General features: G+C 73.9%; 23 protein-coding genes and 1 tRNA gene. 7 read left to right on the top strand and 17 right to left on the bottom strand.

From position 1 onward, the window contains the following. Nucleotide 1 precedes the first annotated feature (1 nt). Nucleotides 2-817: a crotonase/enoyl-CoA hydratase family protein gene (locus INN71_RS06420; protein WP_277499068.1), complete on the top strand. Its 816-nt coding sequence runs from the start codon at nt 2-4 to the stop codon at nt 815-817. 39 nt (nt 818-856) lie between these two features. Here the strand turns inward: INN71_RS06420 and INN71_RS06415 are convergent, their stop codons facing one another. From INN71_RS06415 to INN71_RS06395, 5 genes are all read right to left on the bottom strand, one after another. Further along, nucleotides 857-1,066, bottom strand: a complete 210-nt coding sequence (locus INN71_RS06415) for a hypothetical protein (protein WP_277499067.1) — start codon at nt 1,064-1,066, stop codon at nt 857-859. Between the two features lie 57 nt (nt 1,067-1,123). Beyond that, entirely contained in the window at nt 1,124-1,267 is a 144-nt protein-coding gene (locus INN71_RS06410; RefSeq protein ID WP_277499066.1) for a DUF6578 domain-containing protein, read from the bottom strand. A 564-nt stretch (nt 1,268-1,831) separates the two neighbouring features. Further along, the gene (locus INN71_RS06405; RefSeq protein WP_277499065.1) at nt 1,832-3,094 is read right to left on the bottom strand and encodes an HNH endonuclease signature motif containing protein; all 1,263 of its coding nucleotides are present in this window, start codon (nt 3,092-3,094) and stop codon (nt 1,832-1,834) included. A gap of 344 nt (nt 3,095-3,438) precedes the next feature. After that, nucleotides 3,439-4,362, bottom strand: a complete 924-nt coding sequence (locus INN71_RS06400; RefSeq protein ID WP_277499064.1) for an oxidoreductase — start codon at nt 4,360-4,362, stop codon at nt 3,439-3,441. Then, nucleotides 4,359-5,216 carry a maleylpyruvate isomerase family mycothiol-dependent enzyme gene (locus INN71_RS06395; protein WP_301799916.1) on the bottom strand — a complete coding sequence of 286 codons (858 nt, stop codon included), beginning with the start codon at nt 5,214-5,216 and terminating at the stop codon, nt 4,359-4,361. The genes INN71_RS06400 and INN71_RS06395 overlap by 4 nt, the downstream gene beginning before the upstream one ends. Before the next feature lie 101 nt (nt 5,217-5,317). Here INN71_RS06395 and INN71_RS06390 point away from each other — a divergent pair, with 101 nt between their 5' ends. Further along, nucleotides 5,318-7,114 (top strand): NHL domain-containing thioredoxin family protein, encoded by a 1,797-nt coding sequence (locus INN71_RS06390; protein WP_301799915.1) that lies wholly within the window; start codon nt 5,318-5,320, stop codon nt 7,112-7,114. 30 nt (nt 7,115-7,144) lie between these two features. Here the strand turns inward: INN71_RS06390 and INN71_RS06385 are convergent, their stop codons facing one another. After that, nucleotides 7,145-7,864, bottom strand: a complete 720-nt coding sequence (locus tag INN71_RS06385; protein ID WP_301799914.1) for a hypothetical protein — start codon at nt 7,862-7,864, stop codon at nt 7,145-7,147. Between the two features lie 293 nt (nt 7,865-8,157). Here INN71_RS06385 and INN71_RS06380 point away from each other — a divergent pair, with 293 nt between their 5' ends. Further along, a complete protein-coding gene (locus INN71_RS06380) occupies nt 8,158-10,158 on the top strand; it encodes a DEAD/DEAH box helicase (protein WP_301799913.1) in 2,001 nt (666 codons plus the stop codon). 190 nt (nt 10,159-10,348) lie between these two features. Here INN71_RS06380 and mnhG read toward each other — a convergent pair whose 3' ends face one another. From mnhG to INN71_RS06345, 7 genes are all read right to left on the bottom strand, one after another. Further along, a complete protein-coding gene (gene mnhG / locus INN71_RS06375; protein WP_301799912.1) occupies nt 10,349-10,717 on the bottom strand; it encodes a monovalent cation/H(+) antiporter subunit G in 369 nt (122 codons plus the stop codon). Continuing rightward, nucleotides 10,714-11,088 (bottom strand): monovalent cation/H+ antiporter complex subunit F, encoded by a 375-nt coding sequence (locus tag INN71_RS06370; RefSeq protein ID WP_277499054.1) that lies wholly within the window; start codon nt 11,086-11,088, stop codon nt 10,714-10,716. The genes mnhG and INN71_RS06370 overlap by 4 nt, the downstream gene beginning before the upstream one ends. Further along, nucleotides 11,085-11,645 carry a Na+/H+ antiporter subunit E gene (locus INN71_RS06365; protein WP_301799911.1) on the bottom strand — a complete coding sequence of 187 codons (561 nt, stop codon included), beginning with the start codon at nt 11,643-11,645 and terminating at the stop codon, nt 11,085-11,087. The genes INN71_RS06370 and INN71_RS06365 overlap by 4 nt, the downstream gene beginning before the upstream one ends. Before the next feature lie 8 nt (nt 11,646-11,653). Then, the gene (locus INN71_RS06360) at nt 11,654-13,345 is read right to left on the bottom strand and encodes a Na+/H+ antiporter subunit D (protein WP_301799910.1); all 1,692 of its coding nucleotides are present in this window, start codon (nt 13,343-13,345) and stop codon (nt 11,654-11,656) included. Then, nucleotides 13,342-13,782, bottom strand: coding sequence for a Na(+)/H(+) antiporter subunit C (locus tag INN71_RS06355; protein ID WP_301799909.1), 441 nt, complete (start codon nt 13,780-13,782; stop codon nt 13,342-13,344). The genes INN71_RS06360 and INN71_RS06355 overlap by 4 nt, the downstream gene beginning before the upstream one ends. A 1-nt stretch (nt 13,783) precedes the next feature. After that, complete coding sequence (locus INN71_RS06350; RefSeq protein ID WP_301799908.1) at nt 13,784-16,696, bottom strand: Na+/H+ antiporter subunit A; 2,913 nt, start codon at nt 16,694-16,696, stop codon at nt 13,784-13,786. 169 nt (nt 16,697-16,865) lie between these two features. Further along, nucleotides 16,866-17,495 (bottom strand): LysE/ArgO family amino acid transporter, encoded by a 630-nt coding sequence (locus INN71_RS06345; protein ID WP_277499044.1) that lies wholly within the window; start codon nt 17,493-17,495, stop codon nt 16,866-16,868. 70 nt (nt 17,496-17,565) lie between these two features. On the opposite strand from INN71_RS06345, the gene INN71_RS06340 reads away from it, so the two are divergent. Beyond that, nucleotides 17,566-18,441 (top strand): ArgP/LysG family DNA-binding transcriptional regulator, encoded by an 876-nt coding sequence (locus INN71_RS06340; protein ID WP_301799907.1) that lies wholly within the window; start codon nt 17,566-17,568, stop codon nt 18,439-18,441. A 139-nt stretch (nt 18,442-18,580) separates the two neighbouring features. Here the strand turns inward: INN71_RS06340 and INN71_RS06335 are convergent, their stop codons facing one another. Next, nucleotides 18,581-20,449 (bottom strand): acyl-CoA dehydrogenase, encoded by a 1,869-nt coding sequence (locus INN71_RS06335; protein WP_301799906.1) that lies wholly within the window; start codon nt 20,447-20,449, stop codon nt 18,581-18,583. A 261-nt stretch (nt 20,450-20,710) separates the two neighbouring features. Between INN71_RS06335 and INN71_RS06330 the strand changes: the two genes are divergently transcribed. Then, complete coding sequence (locus INN71_RS06330; RefSeq protein WP_277499039.1) at nt 20,711-21,619, top strand: sulfite exporter TauE/SafE family protein; 909 nt, start codon at nt 20,711-20,713, stop codon at nt 21,617-21,619. 97 nt (nt 21,620-21,716) lie between these two features. Then, entirely contained in the window at nt 21,717-22,175 is a 459-nt protein-coding gene (locus tag INN71_RS06325; RefSeq protein WP_277499037.1) for an Rrf2 family transcriptional regulator, read from the top strand. Between the two features lie 55 nt (nt 22,176-22,230). On the opposite strand, the gene INN71_RS06320 is transcribed toward INN71_RS06325, so the two are convergent. The 3 genes from INN71_RS06320 to INN71_RS06310 form a co-directional block, all read right to left on the bottom strand. Further along, a complete protein-coding gene (locus INN71_RS06320) occupies nt 22,231-22,914 on the bottom strand; it encodes a DUF2461 domain-containing protein (protein ID WP_301799904.1) in 684 nt (227 codons plus the stop codon). After that, nucleotides 22,914-22,989, bottom strand: a tRNA-Gly gene (locus INN71_RS06315). Before INN71_RS06315 ends, INN71_RS06320 begins: the two co-directional genes overlap by 1 nt. Before the next feature lie 28 nt (nt 22,990-23,017). Continuing rightward, nucleotides 23,018-23,815 (bottom strand): SGNH/GDSL hydrolase family protein, encoded by a 798-nt coding sequence (locus INN71_RS06310; protein ID WP_301799903.1) that lies wholly within the window; start codon nt 23,813-23,815, stop codon nt 23,018-23,020. Between the two features lie 67 nt (nt 23,816-23,882). On the opposite strand from INN71_RS06310, the gene dcd reads away from it, so the two are divergent. Continuing rightward, nucleotides 23,883-24,458: a dCTP deaminase gene (dcd, locus tag INN71_RS06305; RefSeq protein WP_301799902.1), complete on the top strand. Its 576-nt coding sequence runs from the start codon at nt 23,883-23,885 to the stop codon at nt 24,456-24,458. Nucleotides 24,459-24,489: the final 31 nt, after the last annotated feature.

The following is a 24,489-nucleotide window of genomic DNA, read 5'->3' as shown; positions in this document are numbered from 1 at the left end:
CATGCGCGCCTCCTCGCCGACCACCACATACGTCACCTGCACGGTCGAGAACGGCGTGGCGCACGTGCGCCTGGCCCGTCCCGACAAGCTGAACGCGCTGACGCTCGAGACGCTCGACGACCTGATCCGCACCGCCCGCTGGCTGCGCACCGACCGCAGCCTGCGGGCGGTCGTCATCTCGGGCGAGGGGGACTCGTTCTGCGCCGGTCTCGACTTCGGGTCCGTCATGCGCAAGCCGGCGGCGATCGCGGCGGCGCTGCTGCCGTCGCCGCTGCGGGGGACCAACAAGTTCCAGGAGGCCTGCTGGGCCTGGCGCCGGGTGCCCGTGCCGGTGATCGCGGCCGTGCACGGCCACTGCTACGGCGGCGGGCTGCAGATCGCGCTGGCAGCGGACTTCCGCATCGCCACCCCCGACTCCCGCTGGTCGGTGCTCGAGGGCAAGTGGGGCCTCATCCCCGACATGAGCGGCGTGCGGAGCATCTCCGAGCTCGTCGGCATCGACGTGGCGAAGAAGCTGACCATGACCGCCGAGGTCATCTCGGGCAAGGAGGCCCGTGACCTGGGCCTGGTGACCGAGCTCGACCCCGAGCCCGTCGCCGCCGCCGAGGCGCTCGCGGAGACGCTGCGCACGAAGTCGCCCGACGCGATCGCTGCCGCCAAGCGGCTCTTCGACGGCGCGCAGACGTCGAGCGCGCGCCGTACCTTCGGTCGCGAGCGCATCGAGCAGGTGCTCCTGCTCGCGACCCGCAACGCCCGCGTCGCCCGCGAGTCGGCGTTCGCGAAGATCACGCCGTCGTTCGGTCCGCGCTCGCGCTGAGGCTCCTGGCTCCGGCTCCCGGCCCCCGGCTCCCGGGGGTCAGAACAGGTCGAGGTCGACGAGCCACCCGGCGATGCGCCGGTCCGCGGACGAGGGCTCGTCGTCGCGGTGCACCTGGGGCACGTCGACGAGGTACGACGCCAGCTCCGGCCCCGGCGCGTAGCCGCCCCGCCGCGGTCGGGGCGGCGCCGGCCACCGGGTCGGCGGCTCGGGGTCGACGTCGGTCTTGAGCGCGCGGATGCGCCGCACCCTGCCGCGCTGCGCGGCCGGCGCGGGCTGGTCGTGCAGGGACAGCCGCCACGCGACCTACCCCAGCTCGGGGTCGAGGTCATGCAGGCCGTCGGGGGCCTCCACGTCGGCCGTGAGGGGCCACGCGACGACGTCGGCGACCGCGAACGCCGGCCCGCAGCACCCCGCCTCCGCCTCGTCGATCCACACCACCGTGTCCACGGGTCGCATCGTCGCGGGGTGGGGCAGCGCGCGCGAGCGGTTTGCGAGGGGCGTGGGGTCGAGGTGGCCGCGCCTGTCCGGTAGTTGAGGTGGCCGCGCCAGCGGCCCTCGAAACCACGAGGGGTTGTTCGGGCGTGGTTTCGAGGGGTTGCCAGAGCAACCCACCTCAACCACCGAGGGCATGCGGTGGCCGAGCTTGTCCGGTGGTGGAGGTGGCCGCCCCGGCGGCCCTCGAAACCACGAGGGAACCTGGGCGTGGTTTCGAGGGGTTGCCAGAGCAACCCACCTCAACCACCGAAGGCACGCGGTGGCCGCGCCAGTGCGGTGGTCGAGGTGGCCGCGCCAGCGGCCCTCGGAACCACGAGGGGTTGTTCGGGCGTGGTTTCGAGGGGTTGCCAGAGCAACCCACCTCAACCACCGAGGGCATGAGGTGGCTGCGCCTGTTCGGTGGTTGAGGTGGCCGCGCCAGCGGCCCTCGGAACCACGACGGGGTTCCTGGGCGTGGTTTCGAGGGGTTGTCAGAGCAACCCACCTCAACCACCGGGGCCCGATCGTGGGGGCTGCTCAGTTCCGCCGGGTGAACCGGAGCTTGCCGGTGCCGAGGGTCTCGGTGAGGTACGTCGGGTCGTGGGCGACGCGGTGATGTCGCCAGCACAAGAGCCGCCCCCTCGCGACGGAGGTCCGGCCTCCTCGTGACCAGGGGTCCTCGTGGTGGGCCTCGCAGCGGTGGGGTGGTGCGTCGCATCCGTCGGCGGTGCAGCCGCCGTCGCGCAGGATCATCGCGATCCGCTGAGGCTTGCTGTGCAACCGCGCCGACCGGCCGAGGTCCAGCACCTCGCTCTTGCTGCCGAGCACCGCCGGCACGAGGTCCGCGCCGCAGGCGAGCCGTCGGGCCTCGCCGGGCGAGATGCGGTGCCCGGTGTCGAGGGACGCCGCAGCGAGACCGCCCGTGAGGGTGGCGACCTGCATCGTCACCACCACCGTCGCCCCCGCTCCTGCGGCGTCGGGCAGGTCGGCGTCGCGCATCCGCTCGATCAGCTCGACGAACGCCTGACCGCGGCGCGCCCACGACGGCCGAGCGTCGCCCGTGTCGTCAGCGGCGTCGTGGTCCGCCCCGCCGCGTAGGTGATCCCGTCGGGGCGAGGCGATGGCGTCGAGCATCTTCGCGAACATCGCCCCGTGCATCTCCGGCATCGTGAACCGACCGTGGACACTGCCGTGGCCGTCCTCCCGCATCGTCAACCGGACCTTGGCGGCGGCCTCCCGCTCCTCACGGGCCAGCACCTCCGCCTCGTGGGCCTCGCCGACAGCGGGGGCGACGACGTCGAGGATGCGCCGGCCCAGCACCCGCAGGTCCTTCGCGTCGTGATCGACCGCGAACCCCACCAGTGCGCGCTCGGCATCCGCCCGGACCTCCGCGCTGATGGCACCGCCCAGGTCGTCCAGCGCCCGCACGACGGCCTCGGCCTGGCTGGGCGAGACCTCCCCGGACGCACAGCCGGTGGCGAGGGCGTCGTACTGCTCGTCCACCGCGATCGCCGTGCGGACCCGACGGTGCGCCTCCGCGCGGGTGACCTGCGTGGCGTTCGCGAACCACACCGCGGTCGACGGCGCACCGGTCTCCTCCTCCACCCGCACCTCGACGGCGTGGGCCAGCAACCGCGACTGCAACGCCGAGAGGCGGTTCGCAGCGCGTTCGAGCTCCACGAGGGCGGCACCCGTCGCGGCGGACCCGAGGGTCAGCAGACCGAGGTCGAAGCCGTCGTCGAGGTCGGCGTGCAGACGCGCAGCAACCCCGGCGAGGGGGTGCAGCGCTGTCTCGGTCATGGACCCATCACACCAGCGACCACCGACATTCTCGGACCCGATCGAGGGTTCTCCACCGGACCAGTTCTGGCAGGTCAGGCCATATCCGGAGCGGGCCCAGAGGGGCAGCCGGGCGTGGTTTCGAGGGCCGCTGGCGCGGCCACCTCAACCACCGGGCGGGCGCAGGTGGATGGGCGTGCCTTCGAGGGCCGCTGGCGCGGCCACCTCAACCACCGGGTGGGCGCGGCCACCTCAACCACCGGTGGGGGCGGCCGCCTCGACCACCGGGTGGGCGCGGCGACCTCAACCACAGGTGGGGGCGGCCACCTCGACCACCGGGACCGGCCGTGGGCCGGCGACCTCGGTCAGGGCCAGGTGAGCCCGACGGTCTCCTCGCTCAGCTCCCACAGCTGTCGCTGCGCCTCGGCGTCGCGCGAGAGCGCGGTGGAACCCACGACCCGGGGCTTGCCGCGGATGCCCCGGAACCCGCCGGGTCCGCAGTAGGTGCCGCCGGGCAGGTCCGCGGTGGCCGCCATGATCGTCGGCTGCGCACCCTGCGCCGCCGACTGGGCGGTGAACCGGGTGACGGCGTCGAGGATCGAGGCGGCCCCGCCGCCCGACCCGCCCGTCTGCCCGTAGGACAGCAGGTGCGTCGACGCGTAGCCCGGGTGCGCCGCCAGCGCCCGCAGCGGGAGACCGGCCGCCGTGGCCCGGCGCTGCAGCTCGTGGGTGAACAGCAGGTTGGCCAGCTTCGTCTGCCCGTAGACGCCCCACCGGCTGTAGCGCCGGGGTGCCCGCCGCGGGTCGCCCAGCGGCGGCGTGCGCGCGATGGTGTGCATCATCGACGACACCGTCACGACGCGCCCCTCGCCGCCCTCGACGAGCTGCGGGAGCAGCAGGCCGGTCAGCAGGAACGGGCCGAAGTGGTTCGTCGCCATCTGCAGGTCGAGGCCGTCGTCGGTGCGGCGCGCCGGCGTCGCCATCACGCCCGCGTTGTTGACGAGCACGTCGATCGCGCCGAGGGGCGCGGCGGCGGCGCCCGCCGCGCGCACGGAGGCCAGGGACGACAGGTCGACGAGCAGGCGCTCCAGCTGCGCGCCGGGCACCTCGCGGCGGATGTCCGCCTCCGTGACGTCCAGCTTCGCCTCGCTGCGGGCGGCCAGCACGACGCGGGCGCCGGCGCGGGCCAGCTCGAGCGCAGTGACCTCGCCGAGCCCGCTGGTCGGACCCGTGACCACCACCGTGCGGCCGGTCAGTGACGGCACGTCGGCCAGCGACCAGGCGCTCACGGCGTGACCGCCAGGCTGGCGAGGACGCGGTCGGCGAGCGCGCGGTCGCCCTCGACGCCGAACGCGGCCGGGTCGAGCGTCCCGCGCCCGCCCGCGGCGAGCACGTAGGTCTCCAGGTCGCAGGACAGCCGCACCGACGGGCTCGCCACGGCCGTGACGTCGACCTCCCGCGCCCGGCCGTCCGCGCCCACCTCGACCGCGACGGGGGACAGTCCCGCGACGTCGAGCACGACCGTCGTACCAACGGGCGCCTGCGCCCGCTTCCCGACCACGAACGGCAACGAGCGCAGCAGCTTGGTCGCGACGTACGACGCCGCCGGCCCCTCCACCTCGCCCGGCAGGCCGACGGCCCGCCGGATGTCGAGCGCGTGCATCCACACGTCGAGGGGGCGGTTGCCGAGGAAGGTCTCCGTGTCCCAGCCGATCGCGCCGAAGGCGCCCGGTGCGGGGGCGGTCGGGTCGGTGGGCGGGGTGGCCGCGAGCGCGGTGCGCCGCGTCGTCGCCGCCGCGCGCAGCTCGTGCACCAGCGTGCGGGGCGGCGAGTCCCGCCGCGCCACGACGCCCTCCTCGCAGAAGCGGCCCATGTCGTTGCGGACGTGCGGTGCCTCACCGACGTCCACCGGCGTGTGCTCGGCGCCGACCGCGACGGCCTCGAGGTGTGCGAGGTGGGCCAGCACGTCGCGCGCGGTCCACCCCGGCAGCTCGGTCGGCGTCGTCCAGGCGTCGTCGGGGACCTGCTCGGCCAGCTCGAGGGCCTCGCCGACCGCCAGCCACCACACGTCGACGTACGCCGCCAGGCGGGCGGTGTCGTCGTCGGGGGCGGTGGTCGCGGGCACGGACTCCTGCGTCGTCATGGGCGCCACAGTAGCCACGGCGCCGACCCACGGGGAGGCCCCGCGGCGTCCTGTGGAGGGCCACGTCGGGACGGTCGGCGGCGCCGCTTAGATTCGCCCGCATGACGAGGAACGACGGCACCGTCCCCCGGGTCCGGGCCCCCGAGCTGCGCGGGCGCGGCTGGCTGAACGTGGCGGAGCCCCTGACGCTGGGCGGCCTGCGGGGCCGCTTCGTGCTGCTCGACTTCTGGACCTTCTGCTGCGTCAACTGCCTGCACGTCCTCGACGAGCTGCGCCCCGTGGAGGAGAAGCACGCCGACCACCTCGTCGTCGTCGGCGTGCACAGCCCGAAGTTCGTCCACGAGGCCGACCCGGACGCGCTCGTGGCCGCCGTGGAGCGGTACGGCGTCGCCCACCCCGTGCTCGACGACCCCGAGCTCGTCACCTGGCAGGCCTACACGGCCCGAGCGTGGCCGACGCTGGTGCTCGTCGACCCGGAGGGCTACGTCGTGGCCCAGTACGCGGGGGAGGGCCACGCTCACGCCGTCGACCGGCTGCTCGACGAGCTGGTGGTCGAGCACCGCGCGCGGGGCACCCTGCAGCCGGGGGACTCGCCGTACGTCCCGCCGCCCGCCGTCGCGGGCGACCTGCGCTTCCCCGCGAAGGCGGTGCCCCTGCCCGACGGGAAGGTGCTGGTCGCGGACGCGGGGCACGACGAGGTCGTCGAGCTCGCCGGTGCCGACGGCCCCGTGCTGCGCCGCTTCGGCGGGTTCCGCGAGCCCAACGGGCTGTGCCTGCTGCCGGCGGACGTGGCGCAGCGGGTGGGGTACGACGTGGTGGTCGCCGACACCGTCGCCCACCGGCTGGTGGGACTCACCCTCGCCGACGGCGGCACCCGGGTGCTCGCCGGCGACGGCACGCAGTGGATGCAGGGCGACGGCACGGAGCGGCTGTCCTCGCCGTGGGACGTGGTGTGGTGGCGCGACCGGGTGTGGGTCGCGATGGCCGGCATCCACCAGCTGTGGACCCTCGACCCCCTCACCGGTGCGGTGGAGGTCGCCGCGGGCACGACCAACGAGGGCCTCCTCGACGGCCCGCTCGCGTCGGCGTGGTTCGCCCAGACCTCCGGCCTGGCGGTGGACGGGGACCGCCTCTGGCTGGCCGACTCCGAGACCTCGTCGCTGCGCTGGGTGGACGGCACGACCGGCGAGGTCCGCACCGCGGTCGGCTCCGGGCTGTTCGACTTCGGGTTCCGCGACGGCCCCGGTGGCCACGACGAGGACGCGGGACTGCTGCAGCACCCCCTCGGCGTCACCGTGCTGCCCGACGGCTCGGTGGCCGTCTGCGACACCTATAACGGCGCGGTGCGCCGCTTCGACCCGCGGGCCGGCGAGCGGGGCGAGCTGACGACGCTGGCGACCGACCTGGCGGAGCCCAGCGGCGCCCACGTCGAGGGCGACCACCTCGTGGTCGTGGAGTCGACGGCCCACCGCCTCACCCGCGTGCCCCTCGGCGGGGTCGTCGCCACCGACGGGTTCGCTCACACCACGCAGCGCCCGGTCACCGAGGTCGCGGGCGGCGTCGAGCTCGTGGTCGCCTTCACGCCGCCGCCGGGCCAGAAGGTCGACGACCGCTTCGGTCCGCCCTCGCAGCTCCTCGTCTCCGCCACCCCGCCCGCGCTGCTGCGCGACGGCGAGGGGCGGGGCACCGACCTGGTGCGCCGGCTCGTCCTCGACCCGGCCGTCGGGGAGGGCGTGCTCCACGTGGCCGCGCGCGCCGCGTCGTGCGACGTGGCGCCGGACGGCGTGCCCGCCGAGGGTGCGGCGTGCCACCTGCACCAGCAGGACTGGGGGGTGCCGGTCCGCGTCAGCGCCGACGGGCCGGCGCAGCTGCTGCTGCCGCTCGGCGGGGAGGGCTGAGCGCCGGGAGCGCGCCGGTCCCCGCGACCGTCAGGCGCGGGCGGCCTCGTAGAAGGCGGTGGCCTGCGTGGTGGCCGCGGCCGCGTCGGTGACCGACAGGGGGAGCAGGAGGTTGGCGACCGCGTCGCCGTACGCCGCCGCGCAGAACCACTGCTGCGCCTGCTGCTCGTCCGCGAGCAGGACGGGCACGAAGCCGCACGCCACGCCGCCGCCGTCGACCTCGTCGGAGACGATCTCCTGGCCCAGGTTGAACTCGACCGTCTGGGCAGCGATCTCGGCGGGCGGGGCGGTGCCCAGGGCCTCGCTGGCCAGCACCACGGCGACCAGCTGCTCGGCCGGGTCGCTCGTGCCCTCGACGGCGTAGACGCCGCCCTCCGGACCGCCCTCCGCCCCCGCCGGCCGGTCCGACAGCACCTCGAGCGCCTGGTCGAGCCGCTGCTGCGCCGCGGGGGAGGTGTCGCGCTCCCACGCCGTGCCGCCGACGTCGAAACCGTCGGGCACGGCCAGCGTCCCGTCGGTCGCGGCCGCGCCGTCCCCGGCCCCGCCGGCCTCGCCGCTCTCGCTCGAGCTCTCCGGGTCGTCGGCGGGCGGGTCGGCGTCGGGCTGGCGCACCCACCAGACGACGGCCACGACTGCCGCCAGCAGCACCGTGAAGGTCACCCACCAGCGACGACGCATCAGCACGGGCCGGCTGTCGGGCGGCGTCGTGGTCGGGTTGCCCGACGTCTCGTCGGCGGGATCGGTGCTCACGGGCACAGACTGCCACCACGGCGTCCGCCGTCCCGGGGGTGACCCACGAGACAATCGTGAGGATTCACGGTCGGGGGAGCAGCGGCGTACTCTTGACGACGGCCAGTGGTCCGCCCCTCGCGGCGGCAGCCACCTCTTTCCTTGCACCCGGTGTGGTGCGTCCCCGCTCCAGGGGATGCAGAGACCAGCGATCGGGTTCATCGAGATCGCGTCTCGTCAGGCCCATCGGCTCCGCACCCGCGGTTCCGCGCGCAGACGCATGCCCGTCACCGCTGTGAATTGAAGGTTCCGCTTTGTCTTCCCACACCCCCGAGCACACCGCTGCCCCGAGCAGCACCTCCGAGAACCCGACGGCCGAGCCCGTCGTGACGGACCCCGCCACGGAGTCCGCGCCGATCGAGTCCGTCGAGACCGAGGCCGCCGCCGCGGCCGAGTCGGAGGCCCCCGCCGCCGACGAGACCCCCGCGACCACCGACGTCGAGGTCCCCGAGGCCGACGAGGCCACCGAGATCGCCGAGGCGCTCGCCGCGGCCGCCGAGGACGCCCCGTCGTTCCCCGAGCTGCGCGCCGACCTCATCGCCGCGCTCGCCGTGCAGGGCATCACGTCGCCCACGCCGGTGCAGCAGGCCGTCATCCCCGACGGCCTCGCCGGCCACGACGTCCTGGGCCGCGCCCAGACGGGCTCCGGCAAGACGCTGGCGTTCGGCATCCCCGTGATGCAGCGTCTCGCGGGCAAGCGCAGCCGCCCCTGTCACCCCCGCGCCGTCATCATCGTGCCAACGCGCGAGCTCGCCACGCAGGTGACGCGCTCGATGCAGCCGCTCGCCGAGGCCGTCGGCCTCAAGCTGACGACCGTGTACGGCGGGGTGCCCTACGAGCGCCAGACCCGCCAGCTCCGCCAGCGCGCGGACATCGTCGTCGCGACGCCGGGCCGCCTGGGCGACCTGCTCGAGAACGGCTACTGCTTCTTCGACGACGTCGAGGTCACCGTCCTCGACGAGGCCGACCACCTCTGCGACCTGGGCTTCTTCCCGGTCGTCGACGAGCTCGTCGGCATGACGCCGGCCGGCACGCAGCGCATGCTGCTGAGCGCCACGCTCGACGGCGACGTCGACACGCTGGTGCGCCACCACCTGCGCGACCCGCGCCTGCACCAGCTCGACCCGAACGCCGGTGCGGTCACCACCATGACCCACCACACGATGGTCGTCGGCGGCTTCCGCGAGAAGGTCGACGCCGCTGTCGACCTCGTGAAGGCCAACGGCCGCACGATCGTCTTCACCCGCACCCGTGAGGGTGCCATCGAGCTCGCCGACGCCCTCGAGCAGGCCGGCCTCCCGGCCGTCGACCTGCACGGCGACCTGTCGCAGCGGGTGCGCGAGCGGAACCTTGCGCGGTTCTCCTCCGGCGACGCCCAGGCCGTCGTGGCCACCGACGTCGCCGCCCGCGGCATCCACGTCGACGGCGTCAAGCTCGTCGTGCACTTCGACGCGGCCTCCGACCCGAAGGCCTACCTGCACCGCTCGGGCCGCACGGCTCGCGCCGGTGACGACGGTGGTGTCGTCACGCTGACCACGCCGAAGTTCCTCTCCTCCGTCGTCCGCCTGCAGAAGGGCGCCGCGGTCGAGGTGCGCCACCACGACTTCCGCAAGGCGCAGCGTCCGCTGACCGTGAAGTCTCTCGACGAGTCCGGCGAGGCCGCTCCCCAGCGCTCCGCCGGCCCCCGCAGCGAGGGCGGCCCCCGTGGCGGCGGCTCGCGCTCGTTCGGCAACCGCGGCGGCCAGGGCGGCTACCGCGGCAACCGCGAGGGCGGCGGCTACCAGGGCAACCGTGAGGGTGGTGCCCGTGAGGGTGGCTACCGCGGGAACCGTGAGGGTGGCTACCAGGGCAACCGTCCCGAGCGCTCCGGCGAGGGTGGCGGCTACCAGGGCAACCGCGAGGGCGGCTACCGCGGCAACCGTGAGGGTGGTGCCCGCGAGGGTGGCTACCGCGGGAACCGCGAGGGTGGCTACCAGGGCAACCGTGAGGGTGGTGCCCGTGAGGGTGGCTACCGCGGGAACCGTGAGGGTGGCTACCACCAGGGCAACCGTCCCGAGCGCTCCGGCGAGGGTGGCGGCTACCAGGGCAACCGCGAGGGTGGCTACCGCGGCAACCGCGACGGCGCCCCGGCGGGCGCCCGCAGCACCGACCGCCCCGAGCGCTCCGAGCGCGGCCCGCGCAACCGCGACGACGCGCCCCAGGGCGCGGGTCGCAAGAAGGAGCGGTGGAGCAAGGAGCAGCGCTTCACGCGCTGACCGCCGACGCCCCCGGGCGTCCCCGGCATGACGAGAGCCCCCGAGCGATGCTCGGGGGCTCTCGCGCGTCCGGGGCCGGGCGCGGCCTCGAGCCCCGCCGAGCGAGATCGGCGCGCGGCGGGGCGGGCCGTCGTACCGGCCCCGGACCTGCCTCCGGGCGACACCCGACGCCACAACCCGCCACGCCTCGTCACGGGGCGCCGCGGTTCTCCTTCAGCCGCGGCAGGGCCTCGCTGAGCTCGTCGGCGACGAGGAGGTCGTCGCGCACCTGCCCGGCGCGGTACGACGCGCGCCCGGCCATGTGCGACGCGACGGGCGAGGTGACCATCTGGAAGACCGCGACGAGCACGAGCAGCGCGGTGGCGGACGGGTCGCGCAGGCGCAGGGCGAGCCCGAGCACGACGAGGAGCAGGCCGAGCACCTGCGGCTTGGTCGCGGAGTGCATCCGGGTCAGCAGGTCCGGGAAGCGCAGCAGCCCGATGGCCGCGATGAGGGTCAGCAGCGCTCCGAGCAGCAGGAGCGCCGCGGCCACCACGTCGAGGACGTCCGTCAGGCTCATCGCTTCATCCTCCTCGCCCGCAGGCTGTCCTCGCGCAGGCTGCGCGCCCGGCGCTGGGCCAGCCGCGCGCGGTTGTCGGGGTCGTCGGACTCCTCGGCCTCGACGTCGTCGCTGCCCGGCGAGAACCGGGCGACGCTGACGGAGCCGACGAACCCGAGCAGGGTCGCCACGAGCAGCAGCGGGATCGTCTCGGTGTTGGCGTCGATCGCCGCCTCGACGGCGACGGCGCAGATGCTGACCGCGATGAGCACGTCGAACGCGATGGCGCGGTCGAGCATCGTGGGGCCCAGCGCCATCCGCAGCACCACGAGCAGCGCCGAGACGCCGAGCAGCAGCCCCGCCACGGCCATGAGGGCCGTCATGACGGTCATCGGTCCACCTCCGTCAGGGTGTGCTCCTCGGGTCCGCCGAACGCGTTGAGCACCCGGTCCTCCTGCGCCAGCACGCGGCGGCGCACGTCCTCGAGGTCGGCCTCGTCGGACACGTCGAGCGCGTGCAGGTAGAGCGTGTGGCTGGCGCGGTGGACCTCGACCACGACGCTGCCGGGCACGAGCGAGGCGAGCTGGGCGACGACGGTGAGCACGAAGTCGGACTCGGTGCGCAGCGGCACCTCCACCAGGGCGCTCGTCAGGTCCTTCGGCGGGAAGAGGGTCACGCGGGCGACCTGGACGCTGGCGACCAGCACGTCCCAGTGGAACCGGGCCACCAGCACGACGAACGCCCAGGGCCGCAGCCGCACCTGCATCCGCAGGGGCGGGAGCGGGAAGACGAGGCAGACCCCCACCGCGACCACGATGCCGCCGACGAACGAGAAGGCGCTGTAGCTGCCCCACAGCGCCCACCACACGAGGGTGAGCACCAGCACCATCGGCCACTGCACGGAGCGGTAGCGCGCCGGGCGCTGCAGACCCGACCGCGTCGTCCTCATCTGCGGGCTCATCCCTCGTCCCCCAGAACGGCGGAGAGGTACGGCGTGCGCTCGAGCAGGTCGTCGGCCGCGCGGTCCGTGAACGCGAACAGCGGGCCCGCCAGGAACGTGATGGCGACGCTCACCAGCACGAGGCCGGCGGCCGGCACGACCATGGACGCCGGGAGGCGCGACGGCAGCGAGCCGTCCTGCAGCCGCTGGTGGAGGTCACGGTCCGGCTCGTCGTCGTCCGCCACCCGCTTGGCCTCGGCGACGTCGCGCTCGCCGAAGGCGACCGAGCCGACGTGCACGTGACCGCGGTGGCGCACGAGGTGCGGCGCCGACGAGGTGGTGTCCTCGGCCGGGTCCGCTCCGGTGGGCAGCATCCGCATCATCTCGTGCGCCTGCTCCGGGGACCGCCAGAAGGCGAGCGCCCAGGTCTTCGCGACGGCGTACAGCGTCAGCAGGCTCGTCAGGGTGCCGCCGGCGACGAGCAGCACCGCCAGCCACGACCCGTCGGCGAGGCCGGCCTGCAGCAGCCCGGCCTTGCCGAGGAACCCGGACAGCGGCGGGATGCCCGCCAGGTTCATCGCCGGCACGAAGAAGAGCACGCCCAGCAGCGGCGCCAGCCGGGCCAGGCCGCCGAGGCGGAGCAGCGCCGTGCTGCCGGCGCGGCGCTCGACGAGGCCCAGGACGAGGAACAGCGCGGTCTGGATGGTGATGTGGTGCGCCACGTAGAACACCGCACCCGACAGCCCGGCCTCGGTGGCCAGGGCGATGCCGAAGATCATGTAGCCGATGTGGCTGACCAGCGTGAAGGACAGCATGCGCTTGATGTCCGACTGCGCGACCGCGCCGAGGATGCCCACCAGCATCGTGATCAGCGCCGCCCACATCAGCAGGTCGGTCAGCGGGCTGTCGGGGAACAGCAGGGTCTGCAGCCGCAGGATCGCGTAGACGCCGACCTTCGTCAGCAGGCCCGCGAAGACGGCCGTGACGGGGGCGGGCGCGGTCGGGTAGCTGTCGGGCAGCCACAGCGACAGCGGGAAGACGGCCGCCTTGATCGAGAACGTGACGAGCAGGAGCAGCTGCAGGGTCAGCGACACGTGGTGGGGCAGGTCGTCGAGCCGCAGCGCGATCTGCGCGAGGTTGAGCGTGCCCACGGCGGCGTACACCGCGGCCAGCGAGATGAGGAACAGCATCGAGGACGTCACGTTGACGACGACGTAGATCGTGCCCGCCCGCACGCGGGCCGCCGTCCCGCCCAGCGTGAGCAGCACGTAGCTGGCGAAGAGCAGCATCTCGAAGCTGACGAACAGGTTGAACAGGTCGCCGGCCAGGAAGGCGTTCGAGACGCCGGCGACGAGCACCAGGAAGGTCGGGTGGTAGATCGAGACCGGCGCCTCCGACTCGTCGCCGGTCATGCCCTGGCCGATGGAGTAGGCGAGGACCGCGAGCGTGACGACCGACGAGACGAGCAGCATGAGCGCGGCCAGGCGGTCGGCCACGAGCGCGATGCCGATGTCCTCCCACGCCCCGAGCCACACCACCTGCGGCCCGTCCCGGTCGGCGGCGACGAGCAGCACGGCGGCGATGACGACGATGGCGACCAGCACGCCGAACGTCACCGCCCGTTGCGCCTGCGGGCGGCGCGACAGCATGAGGGCGAGGCCGGCGCCCAGCAGGGGCAGCAGCACGGGGAGCGGGACCAGGTTGGTCATGCGCCGTCCTCCCGGGGGGCCTCGTCGTCGTCCCGCTGGGCCCGCGTCGTCAGGCCGTAGCTGTCGGACGTGGCGTCGTCGATGGCGAGCTTGCGGATGGCGGCGTCCTCCACGTCGTCCTGCACGTCGTCGTGCTCGTGCAGCTGCCAGGACCGGTGGGCCATGGCGAGCAGGAAGGCGACCGTGCCGAGTGTGATGACGATGGCCGTCAGCACGAGCGCCTGGGGGAGGGGATCGGTCATCTCCGAGGGATCCGACGAGCCCACGATGGGCGAGCTCCCCGACGGCCCGCTGGAGATGAGGAACATGATGTTGACCCCGTTGCTCAGCAGCACGAGGCCGACGAGCACGCGGGTCAGGCTGCGCTCGAGCAGCAGGTAGGTGCCGCAGGCGACGAGGGCGCCGCAGGTCACCACGAGGGTGGCGTTGACCTCCACGTCAGACCACCGCCCCGGGCTTCGAGCCGGAGCCGGCCGGACGGCCCTCGCGCTCCGCCCGCAGGATCTGGCGGTCCAGGCGCGAGCCGAAGGTGCGGAGCAGGTCGAGGATGAGTCCCACCACCACGAGGTAGACGCCGATGTCGAAGAAGATCGAGGAGACCAGGTGCACCTCGCCCAGCAGGGGGAGGTGGAGGTAGTAGTCCGCCGTCTGCTGGGGCACCCCGCCGAAGAGCATGGGCGCCAGACCGGCCAGCGCGGAGATGAACAGGCCCGTGCCGATGAGGATGCCCGCGTCGATCGGCGCGGCCTCGTCGAGCTCGTAGCGGCCCCCGGCCAGGTAGCGGATGACGAGCGCGAGACCCGTCACCATGCCGGCCGCGAAGCCGCCGCCGGGCTGGTTGTGGCCGGCGACGAGCAGGTAGATCGCGAACACCATGATCACGTGGAAGACCAGCCGGGTGACCACCTCGAAGATGATCGAGCGGCGGTCGGGGCTGAGGGTGCGCGGGCCGGGCAGCCACACCCGGCGCCCCGGCGACGTGGGCTGCTTCTCGACGCCCTTCGGGTACGGGATGTCGTGGACGCGGCGGATGCCGGACATCCGGGTGTCGAGGAAGATCAGGCTGGCCACGCCGGTCGCGGCGGCGACGAGCACGGAGATCTCGCCCATCGTGTCCCAGGCGCGCATGTCGACCAGCGTCGTGTTGACGATGTTCTTGCCGTAGGCGAACTCGACCGACGCCTCGGGGAAGGCGGCGGACACGGGCGTGGCGGTGCGGGCGGCCGCGGCGACGACCATGAACCCGGCGGCCGCGGTGCCGAACAGCGCCGCGAGCCCCATGCGCCAGAACCGCTGGCGGCTCAGCGGCCGGTTGGTGAAGTAGTCCGGCAGCCGGCGCAGCACCAGGACGAAGACGACGAGGCTGACCGTCTCGACGAGCACCTGCGTCAGCGCGATGTCGGGCGCGCCCTGCACGAGGAAGAGCAGGCCCACGCCGTACCCGGTGACGCCGGCCAGGATCACGGCCCGCAGCCGCCGGCGCGAGCGCACCGTCGCGATCGCGGCCGCCACGACGACGACGCCGATCACCGGCTGCGCCATGCGGTCCCAGGCCACGAGCTCGACGGGGGACTGACCGGTCGCGACGGCCCGCACCGCGGCGTACCCCGGCAGGAGCAGCACGACGCCGAGGATGATCGCGAGGTAGTTGGCCACCGAGCCGCGCTGCAGCGTTCCGGTGACCTCGACCGAGACCCGGTCGACCGCGCGCATGCAGAACCGGTAGACGCCCTCCGCCGTGACCGGCAGCGCCACCCGCCGCTGGAAGCGGCACAGCGGCTCCCGCACCACGAAGAGCGCGACGCCGCCGACGAGCGTGACCAGCGAGAACAGCAGCGGCAGCCCGAGGCCGTGCCAGAGGGCGAGGTACTCCTCGTGCTCGCCCGCGACGAGCGTGTCGGCGTACGGCGAGAACACGGTCGTCAGCGCCGCGCCGGCGAAGCCGAGGCCCAGGCCGAGCGCGGAGAGCACGACCGGGGAGACGACGAACGCCGGGTGGAGCGGCTTCACCGCGGTCGCCTCGACGCCCGGCTTGGCGGCGAACGCACCCCACAGGAAGCGCGCCGTGTAGCCGGCCGTCAGCGCCGAGCCGGCGACGAGACCGGCGACGACGAGCCACCCGGCCCAGCCGGGGACGCCGGCGGTCTCGCCGTGGGTCAGCTCGAGCAGCGCGGTGAAGACGGTCTCCTTGGCGACGAACCCGAGCAGCGGGGGCAGGCCGGCCATGGAGGCGCCCGCCAGGATCGCGGCCACCGCGACGGCCGGCATCGCGCGGCCGACGCCGGAGAGCCGGTGCAGGTCGCGGGTGCCGGTCTGCTTGTCGACGATGCCGACGGAGAGGAAGAGCGTCGCCTTGAACAGGGCGTGGGCCGCCAGCAGGCCGAGCCCCGCGAGCCCGGCCGTGCGCGAGCCGATGGAGAGCACGACGACGAGGAAGCCCAGCTGGCTGACGGTGCCGTAGGCGAGCAGCAGCTTGACGTCGATCTGGCGCAGCGCCCGCCAGCCGCCGACGAGCATCGTCACGGTGCCCAGCGTCAGCAGCGACAGGTGCCAGCCCGGCACGTCGGCGAAGGCGGGCGCGAGCAGCGCGACGAGGTAGATGCCGGCCTTCACCATCGAGGCCGCGTGCAGGTAGGCGCTGACCGGGGTCGGCGCCGACATCGCGCCGGGCAGCCAGAAGTGGAAGGGGAAGATCGCGGACTTGCTGACCGCCCCGACGAGCAGCAGCAGCACGGCGACCGTCACCGCCGTGCCGGCCGGCGGGTCGGCGAGGATCTCGCTGATGCGGAACGTCCCCGCCTCGCGGCCCAGCAGCAGCATGCCGACGAACATGACGAGGCCGCCGAGCGTGGTGACGACGAGCGCCTCCATGGCCGCGAGCCGGCTGGAGCGCTTCGTCGGCTCGAACCCGATGAGCAGGAACGAGAAGATCGTCGTGAGCTCCCAGAAGACGAAGAGCACCAGCAGGTCGTCCGCCATGACGAGGCCGAGCATGGCGCCGACGAAGGCGACGAAGCTGGTCGTGAAGATCGGGAGCCCGGGCGCGCCGTCCTCGAAGTACCAGGCGCAGTAGGTCAGCACGAGCGTGCCGATCCCGGCGACGACGAGCAGCATCACCCACTGCAGCGTGCCGACCGCGAAGGCCAGCTCGAGGTGGAGCGCGGGGACCCAGTCGACCACCGTCGTGACGGTGCCGCCGTCACGCACGTCGTCGAGGAGCGTGGCCGCCCAGACGGTCGTGGCCCCGGGGAGCAGGGCGAGGGCGAGGAACGCGCGGCGGCCGAGCAGGCGCACGAGGGCGGGGGCCACCGCGGCGAGGACGAGGTGGGCGGCGACGACGGCGAGCAGCAAGGAGTGACGGCCTTCGTGGTCGGTGCTGGTCGCGGTCGCAGGTGCGGGCGGTGCAGCGAGGGCGGGCTACGGAGGTCGGGGCTCCCATCCTAGAGGAGGCCCGTGACCCCGCCCCTCGTCGTCCGCGCGGGCTCGCCGCGACGCCGGACGCCGGTTGGAGCGCCGTGACTCAGGCCACCGGTGCCCACGCGAGCCGCGCGGCGATGGCCAGCATGACGAGGCCGACGAGCGTCTCGACCACGCGCCAGGTCGCCGGGCGCGACAGCAGGCGGTGGGCCCGGCCCGCGCCGTACCCCAGCGCCGTGAACCACGCGAGGCTCGCGACGACCGCGCCGCCCGCGAACCACCAGCGCAGGTCCGGCCCCTCCTGCTGGGCCACGGAGCCCAGCATGAGGACGGTGTCGAGGTAGACGTGCGGGTTGAGCCAGGTCAGCGCCGCGGCCGTCAGGAGGGTACGGCGCGCCCCCGCCCCCGCGGCGGCCGCCGGGTCGAGCGCGTCGCCCCGGGTGGCCCGGCGCAGGGCGAGCACGCCGTACGTCACGAGGAAGGCGACCCCTCCCCACCGCAGCACCTCGAGCGCGAGGGGCGCGGCGTCGACCAGCCCGCCGACGCCGGCCACGCCGGCGGTGATGAGCACCGCGTCGGAGACGGCGCACACCGCGACCACCCCGGCGACGTGGCGGCGCAGCAGGCCCTGGCGCAGGACGAAGGCGTTCTGCGCGCCGATCGCGACGATGAGGCCGAGCCCGGTCACCAGGCCGGTGGCGAGGGCGATCAGGGCGGAGTCGGGGAGGGGCACGGGCTCGACGCTAGGGCGGCCCACTCGTGAAGGGAAGCGAAAGGATCTTCGCATCCCTTAGCGTTGCTTCATGTTCGCGCCGGCCCAGCTCGCCGCCCTCGTCGCCGTCGTCGACCACGGCACGTTCGAGGCGGCGGCCCGCGCGCTGCACGTCACGCCGTCGGCCGTCAGCCAGCGCGTCCGCGCACTCGAGGCCCAGGTCGGCCAGGTCGTCGTGAGCCGCGCCGCGCCGTGCCGCGCCACCGCGAGCGGGGAGGTGCTCGTCGCCCTCGGCCGGCAGACCGACCTGCTGGCGGCGGAGGCCTCCCGGCGCCTCGGCGGCGACGCCGCGCCCCGGACGGTCGCCGTCGCCGTCAACGCCGACTCGCTCGCCACCTGGTTCCACGACGTGCTCGAGGCCGTCGCGGGCTGGGCCGGCGTCGCGCTCGAGGTGCACGTGGAGGACCAGGCGCACTCGGCCCGCCTGCTGCGCGAGGGGCGGGTGCTGGCCGCCGTCACCTCCGACGGCCAGCCGGTCCAGGGCTGCTCGGTGCGCCCGATCGGCGCGCTGCGCTACCACCCCGTCGTCGACGCGGACCTGCTGGCGCGGGTCGGTGGACCGGACGCCGTCGACTGGCGCCGGCTCCCCCTGGTGCGGTTCAACGAGCTCGACACGCTGCAGCACGAGCAGCTGGAGCGCCTCGGCGTCCCGCCGCCGGACGTCGTCCACCGGGTGCCGACCACCGCCGACATGGCCGAGGCGGTGCGCCGCGGGCTGGGCTGGGGGATGTTCCTCGACGGCCAGCTCGACGAGCCGGGCACCGGCGCCCGCCCCGGCCGGCGCGTCGTGCCGTTGCCCGGCGGGGAGACGAGCTCGGTGCCGCTCTTCTGGCAGCGCTGGCGCGTGCGCTCGGAGGTGCTCGACCGCTTGACCGACGCGGTGGTGGCCGCGGCCCCGGGCGGGTGAGGTCCGCCGTACCCCGCCCCTGTGGCGGGGGCCGGTGGCGGGACGGGCCGTGGGTGGGTACGACGAGGGGCCCCCGGCGGTGCGCCGGGGGCCCCTCGCGTGGAGCGGGTGGTGCGTCAGGCGGTCGCCCGCCGGGGGATCAGAACGCCGACTCGTCGAGGTCCATGATCGCCAGGTCGGTCGTCTCGGCGATGGCGCGCTCCGCGCTGATGCGCGGGAGGTTGGTCTGCGCGAAGAACTGCGCCGCGGCGACCTTGCCCTCGTAGAACGCCTTGTCCTTGCCCGGGTCGCCGGCGAGCGCGTTGAGCGCCACCTCGGCGCCGCGCAGCAGCAGCCAGCCGCAGACCACGTCACCGAGCGCCATGAGCAGGCGGGTGGTGTTGAGGCCCACCTTGTAGACGTTGCGGATGTCGCCGCCGCTGGAGGCGTCGGCCGACATGAGGTCGTTGATCATCAGGCCGACGAGGGCGTTCGCGTCGTCGAGGGCCGTGGCGAGCAGGGCCCGCTCGGTCTTGAGGCGGCCGTTGCCCGCCTCGGACTCGATGAAGCCCTTGATCTCGCCTGCGAGGTGCCCGAGCGCGCGGCCCTGGTCCTTGACGATCTTGCGGAAGAAGAAGTCCTGGCCCTGGATCGCGGTGGTGCCCTCGTAGAGCGTGTCGATCTTGGCGTCACGCACGTACTGCTCGACCGGGTACTCCTGCAGGAAGCCCGAGCCGCCGAAGATCTGCAGCGACTCGGTGCCCAGCAGCACCCACGAGCGCTCCGAGCCGTAGCCCTTCACGATCGGGAGCAGCAGGTCGTTGACGGCCTCGGCGAGGTCGTCCTTCTCGCCGGTGGACTCGGCGATCTGCACCTTGTCCTGCCACGAGGCGGTGTAGAGCACGAGCGAGCGCATGGCCTCGGCGAACGACTTCTGCGTCATCAGCGAGCGGCGCACGTCGGGGTGGTGGGTGATCGTGACGCGCGGCGCGGTCTTGGCCGAGTTGGTCAGGTCGGCGCCCTGGACGCGGTTCTTCGCGTACTCCAGCGCGTTGAGGTAGCCGGTCGACAGGGTCGCGATGGCCTTGGTGCCGACCATCATCCGGGCGTTCTCGATGACCTGGAACATCTGCGCGATGCCGTCGTGGATCTCGCCGAGCAGCCAGCCCTGGGCCGGCTCGCCGCCGCCGACCTGCGGGTCGCCGAAGGTGACCTCGCAGGTGTTGGAGACCTTGATGCCCATCTTGTGCTCGACGTTCGTGACGTAGACGCCGTTGCGCTCACCGGTGAGCTCGCCGGTCTCGTGGTCGAAGTGGTACTTCGGCACGACGAAGAGGCTGAGGCCCTTGGTGCCCGGGCCGCCGACGCCCTCGATGCCCGCGGGGCGGGCGAGGACGAGGTGGATGATGTTGTCCTGCAGGTCGGACTCGGCCGAGGTGATGAAGCGCTTGACGCCCGTGATGTTCCACGAGCCGTCCTCGTTGGGGGTGGCCCGCGAGCGGCCGGCGCCCACGTCGGAGCCCGCGTCGGGCTCGGTGAGCACCATCGTGGCGCCCCACTTCTTCTCGACCATGAGCTGCGCGATGCGCTTGTCACGGTCGGTGCCGTTGCGGTGCACCACGGCGGCGAAGGCCGGGCCGGCGGCGTACATCCACACCGGGGCGTTGGCGCCGAGCACGAGCTCGCCGAGCGCCCACACGATGCTGGACGGGGCCTGCTGGCCGCCGAGGTCCTCGTCGATCTGCAGGCGCCACCACTCGGCGTCCATCCACGCGTCGTAGCTCTTCTTGAAGCTCGGCGTGATGGGGGCGGTGTGGGTGGTGGGGTCGAAGACCGGCGGGTTGCGGTCCGCGTCCTCGAAGGAGGCGGCCAGGTCCTCGCGGGCGAGGCGGTCGACCTCGCGCAGGACCTCGCGGGCCGTCTCGCCGTCGAGCTCGGCGAAGCGACCGGTCCCGAGGATCTCGTCGCGACCGAGCACCTCGAAGAGGTTGAACTCGATGTCGCGCAGGTTGCTCTTGTAGTGGCTCACGCTGCATCACCTTCGTGCGGTCGAAGAGGGGTCGGGCCGATCGCTACCAGCCAGTAACTTCAATGATCGGACGAGCGGCCGGAGATTTCAAGTCGCCGAGCGCATCGCGTCGCGAGGCGCTCACCACCTCGACCGCCGGCGGTCCCACCATCCGGACGCCTCCATACGCCCACGCGGCGACTAACCTAGGTTTCCTTGTCGAGTTAGCAGTCGCGGTCGTCTTGGCCGTGGACGGGGACGACGGGCCCGGAGGGGGCAGGTGTGCGCAAGCTGATCGTGCTGGGGGTCGTGGGGTTCCTGGCCCAGCTCGTCGACGGCTCCCTCGGGATGGCGTACGGCGTGACCTCCTCCACGCTGCTGCTCGCCGCGGGCGTCGCCCCGGCCGCGGCCTCCGCCGCCGTGCACTTCTCCGAGATCGGCACGTCGCTGGTCTCGGGCTTCTCCCACCACAAGCTGGGCAACGTCGACTGGCGCACGGTCGCGATCCTGGCGGGGCCCGGCTTCGTCGGGGCCTTCGCCGGCGCGACGTTCCTCGTCAGCCTGCCGGGCGACACGGCCAAGCCGTGGGTCTCCGGCATCCTGCTCGCCCTCGGCCTCTACGTGATCTTCCGGTTCCTCGTGCTCGGCGGGCGCCGCCCGCAGTTCAACGGGCGCCCCAGCGCCGGCTTCCTCGCGCCCATGGGGCTCTTCGGCGGTGCGCTCGACGCCATCGGCGGCGGGGGCTGGGGCCCGGTGGGCACCACGACGCTGCTGTCGTCGGGGCGGCTCGAGCCGCGCAAGGTGGTCGGCTCGATCGACACCTCCGAGTTCGTCGTCGCGGTCGGCGGCTCGCTCGGCTTCCTGCTCGGGCTCGGTGCGGCCGGCATCGACTGGGGCTACGCGCTGGCGCTCCTCGCGGGCGGCGTGGTCGCGGCGCCCATCGCGGCGTACCTCGTGAAGATCCTCCCGGCGCGCGTGCTCGGCGTCGCCGCCGGCGGCCTCATCGTGCTCACCAACTCGAACACGATCGCCGGCTCGGCCGGCGCCACCGGCGCGCAGGCGGGCGTGCTCGCCGCGGTGCTCGGCGTGCTCTGGGTCGTCGGCATCGTCTGGGCCGTCAAGCACGAGCGCGCCGCGCGCCGGGCCGCGGCCCGCGACGCGGCCGCCGACGAGCAGCTCCTCCCCGCCTGATCCCCCGCCCGACCGCCCGCCCGATCCCCGGCCTGTTCACCCCGACGGGGTCACCGGCGCGGGACCCGGGCGGTGCCGCTTCTGGTTGAATCGGCCCATGCGCGTCTCCGCCAAGTCCGACTACGCCCTGCGGGCCCTCATCGAGATGGCCGGGCGCGACAACGGGCGGCCGGTCAGCGCGGAGGAGCTCGGTCGGCTCCAGGAGATCCCGCACGGGTTCCTGCAGGCGATCCTCGCGGACCTGCGCCGCGCGGGCCTCGTGGTCTCCCAGCGGGGGCAGTACGGCGGGTGGCGCCTGCAGCGCGAGGCCGGCGAGATCTCGGTGGCCGACGTCATCCGCGCCGTCGACGGCCCGCTGGTCTCCGTCTACGGCCTGCGCCCGGAGTCCGTGACCTACAACGAGGCGGCCGCCGTGCTCCAGCACGTGTGGATCGCCGCGCGGCACTCGCTGCGCGACGTCTTCGAGAACGTCACCATCGCGCACCTGTCGTCGCGGGAGCTGCCCGCCGAGGTCGTCGAGCGCACCGCCGACGAGGACGCCTGGCAGACGCGCTGAGCGCCGCCCCGACCGGCGCCCCGGCCGGCGCCCAGGCCGGCGGCCGGACCGGGGCTCAGGCCGGCTCGGCGCCGAACGGGTCGTCGAGCACCTCGGCCAGCGCCTCGACGAGCGGGCGCAGGGAGCGCCAGTCCCGCCGTACCGTCTCCGCGAACGCGGGCACCCCGATGACCGCGGGCTCGAAGCCGTGGTCGCGGCCGAACGAGAGCGAGCGGTGGCGCAGCAGCGCGATGCGCGGGTGGGAGGCGTCGAAGCCCCGGGGCGCGGTCTTGAGGCGGTCCCCGGCGCGCTCCCAGCCGTCGGCCTCGGCGGCCGCGACGAGCTCCGCGAGCAGCGGGCCGGTGTCGGGGTCGGCCGCGTAGGCGCGGTAGCGGGCCAGGGCCGGCGGGTCGGCGCGGTAGAACCCCGCACCGGTGCGCACGCCGCGCGCGGAGACCTGGACGTACCAGCCGCACGACGGGCCGGCGGCGACGAAGGCGCCCTGGTGGGTCTTGTACGGCGTCTTGTCCGTGCGGAACCGCACGTCGCGGTAGGGGCGGAACACCTTGGCGGCGCCGAACTCGTCCTCGAGCGCGGCGGTCAGGGCCAGCATCGGCGCGCGGACGGACGCGTCGTACTGCTCCTTGTGGGCGAGCCAGAAGCTGCGGGTGTTGTCGACCTCGAGGTCGTCGTAGAAGTCGAGGGCGGCCTCGGGGAACCCGGTGAAGGGGCCCGGCTCGGGGGAGGTCGGGGAGGACATGGAGCGGATGACGAGACTCGAACTCGCGACATCGACCTTGGGAAGGTCGCGCTCTACCAACTGAGCTACATCCGCACGACCAGGTGACCGGCCGCCGCCGATGCTACTCGATCGGCGCGAGGCCGGGGCGCCGAGGGGCCACCGTGTCCCCCGACGAGCGGCCGGTGAGCCGCCGGTGGACCCACGGCCCGAGGTAGCGGCGCGTCCAGTCGAGGTCGGCGCGCACCTTGGCGAGCCGGGGTACGTCGGGGATCTCCGACAGCGGGAGCGGCTCCAGCCCGTGCTCGAGGACCCCGAGCGCGTCGAGCACCATCATCGCGACGAACTGGTGCCCGGCGGGGCCGAGGTGCATCCGGTCCTCGTCCCACAGGCGGGCGTCGGAGGAGGCCAGGTCGGCGGGGAGCTGGCGGGCCATGCGCCACGAGTCGGCGATCGTCGCGCCGTGGCGCTCCGCGATCTCGCGCACGTGCTCGTTGTAGAGGGCGAAGCGTCCGCGGATGGGCGCGTAGATGCCGCCGCTGCCCGGGTCGAACGCGGTGAAGAGCACGATCCGCGCCCCCGTGGCGGCGAGGCGGCCGACCGCCTCGTCGTAGACGACCGCCAGGGCGTCGAGGTCCACCTTCGGGCGGACGATGTCGTTGGCGCCGGCGTACACCGTGACGAGGTCGGGCCGGAGGTCGATCGCGGGCTGCACCTGCTCCTCGACGATGCCCAGCAGCTTGCGGCCGCGGATCGCGAGGTTGGCGTAGCGGAAGTCGTCGGTGCGGGCCGCCAGCACCTCCGCGACCCGGTCGGCCCACCCGCGCACGCCGTTCGCGCGGGTCGGGTCGTGGTCGCCCACGCCCTCGGTGAAGGAGTCGCCGAGGGCGACGTAACGGTGGAAGACGGTCTCGCTGGGCACGCATCCAGTGTGCCGGTGCGCGCGGGCGCCGCCTCCGGGGGGCCGGTCCCGGGTTAGGTTGGGCGCCGTGCTGCTCTCCGACCGCGACATCCAGGCCGAGATCGAGGCCGGACGCGTCTCGCTGGACCCCTTCGAACCCGCCATGGTGCAGCCGTCGTCGGTCGACGTGCGCCTCGACCGGTTCTTCCGGGTCTTCGACAACCACCTCCACGCCCACATCGACCCGGCCGAGGACCAGGCCGACCTCACCCGCGAGGTCGAGGTGACCGGCGACGAGCCGTTCATCCTCCACCCGGGCGAGTTCGTGCTCGGCTCGACGTACGAGGTCGTGGGGCTGCCCGACGACGTGGCTGCGCGGCTGGAGGGCAAGTCGTCCCTGGGTCGCCTCGGCCTGCTGACCCACTCGACCGCCGGCTTCATCGACCCCGGCTTCACGGGGCACGTGACGCTCGAGCTGGCGAACGTGGCGAACCTGCCCATCAAGCTGTGGCCCGGGATGAAGATCGGCCAGCTCTGCTTCTTCCGGCTCAGCTCGGCGGCGGAGCACCCGTACGGCTCCGCGCGCTACGGCTCGCGCTACCAGGGCCAGCGGGGCCCGACGCCGTCGCGGTCGTTCCTCAACTTCCACCGCACGGCCATCTGAGCGTCGCCCGCCGGGCGGGCGGGCGTGAGAC

The organism is Nocardioides sp. ChNu-153 (assembly GCF_030466625.1).
Classification (GTDB): Bacteria; Actinomycetota; Actinomycetes; order Propionibacteriales; family Nocardioidaceae; genus Nocardioides.
Note: the sequence above shows the minus strand (reverse complement) of the source record. Positions and strands in the feature narration are given on the sequence as shown.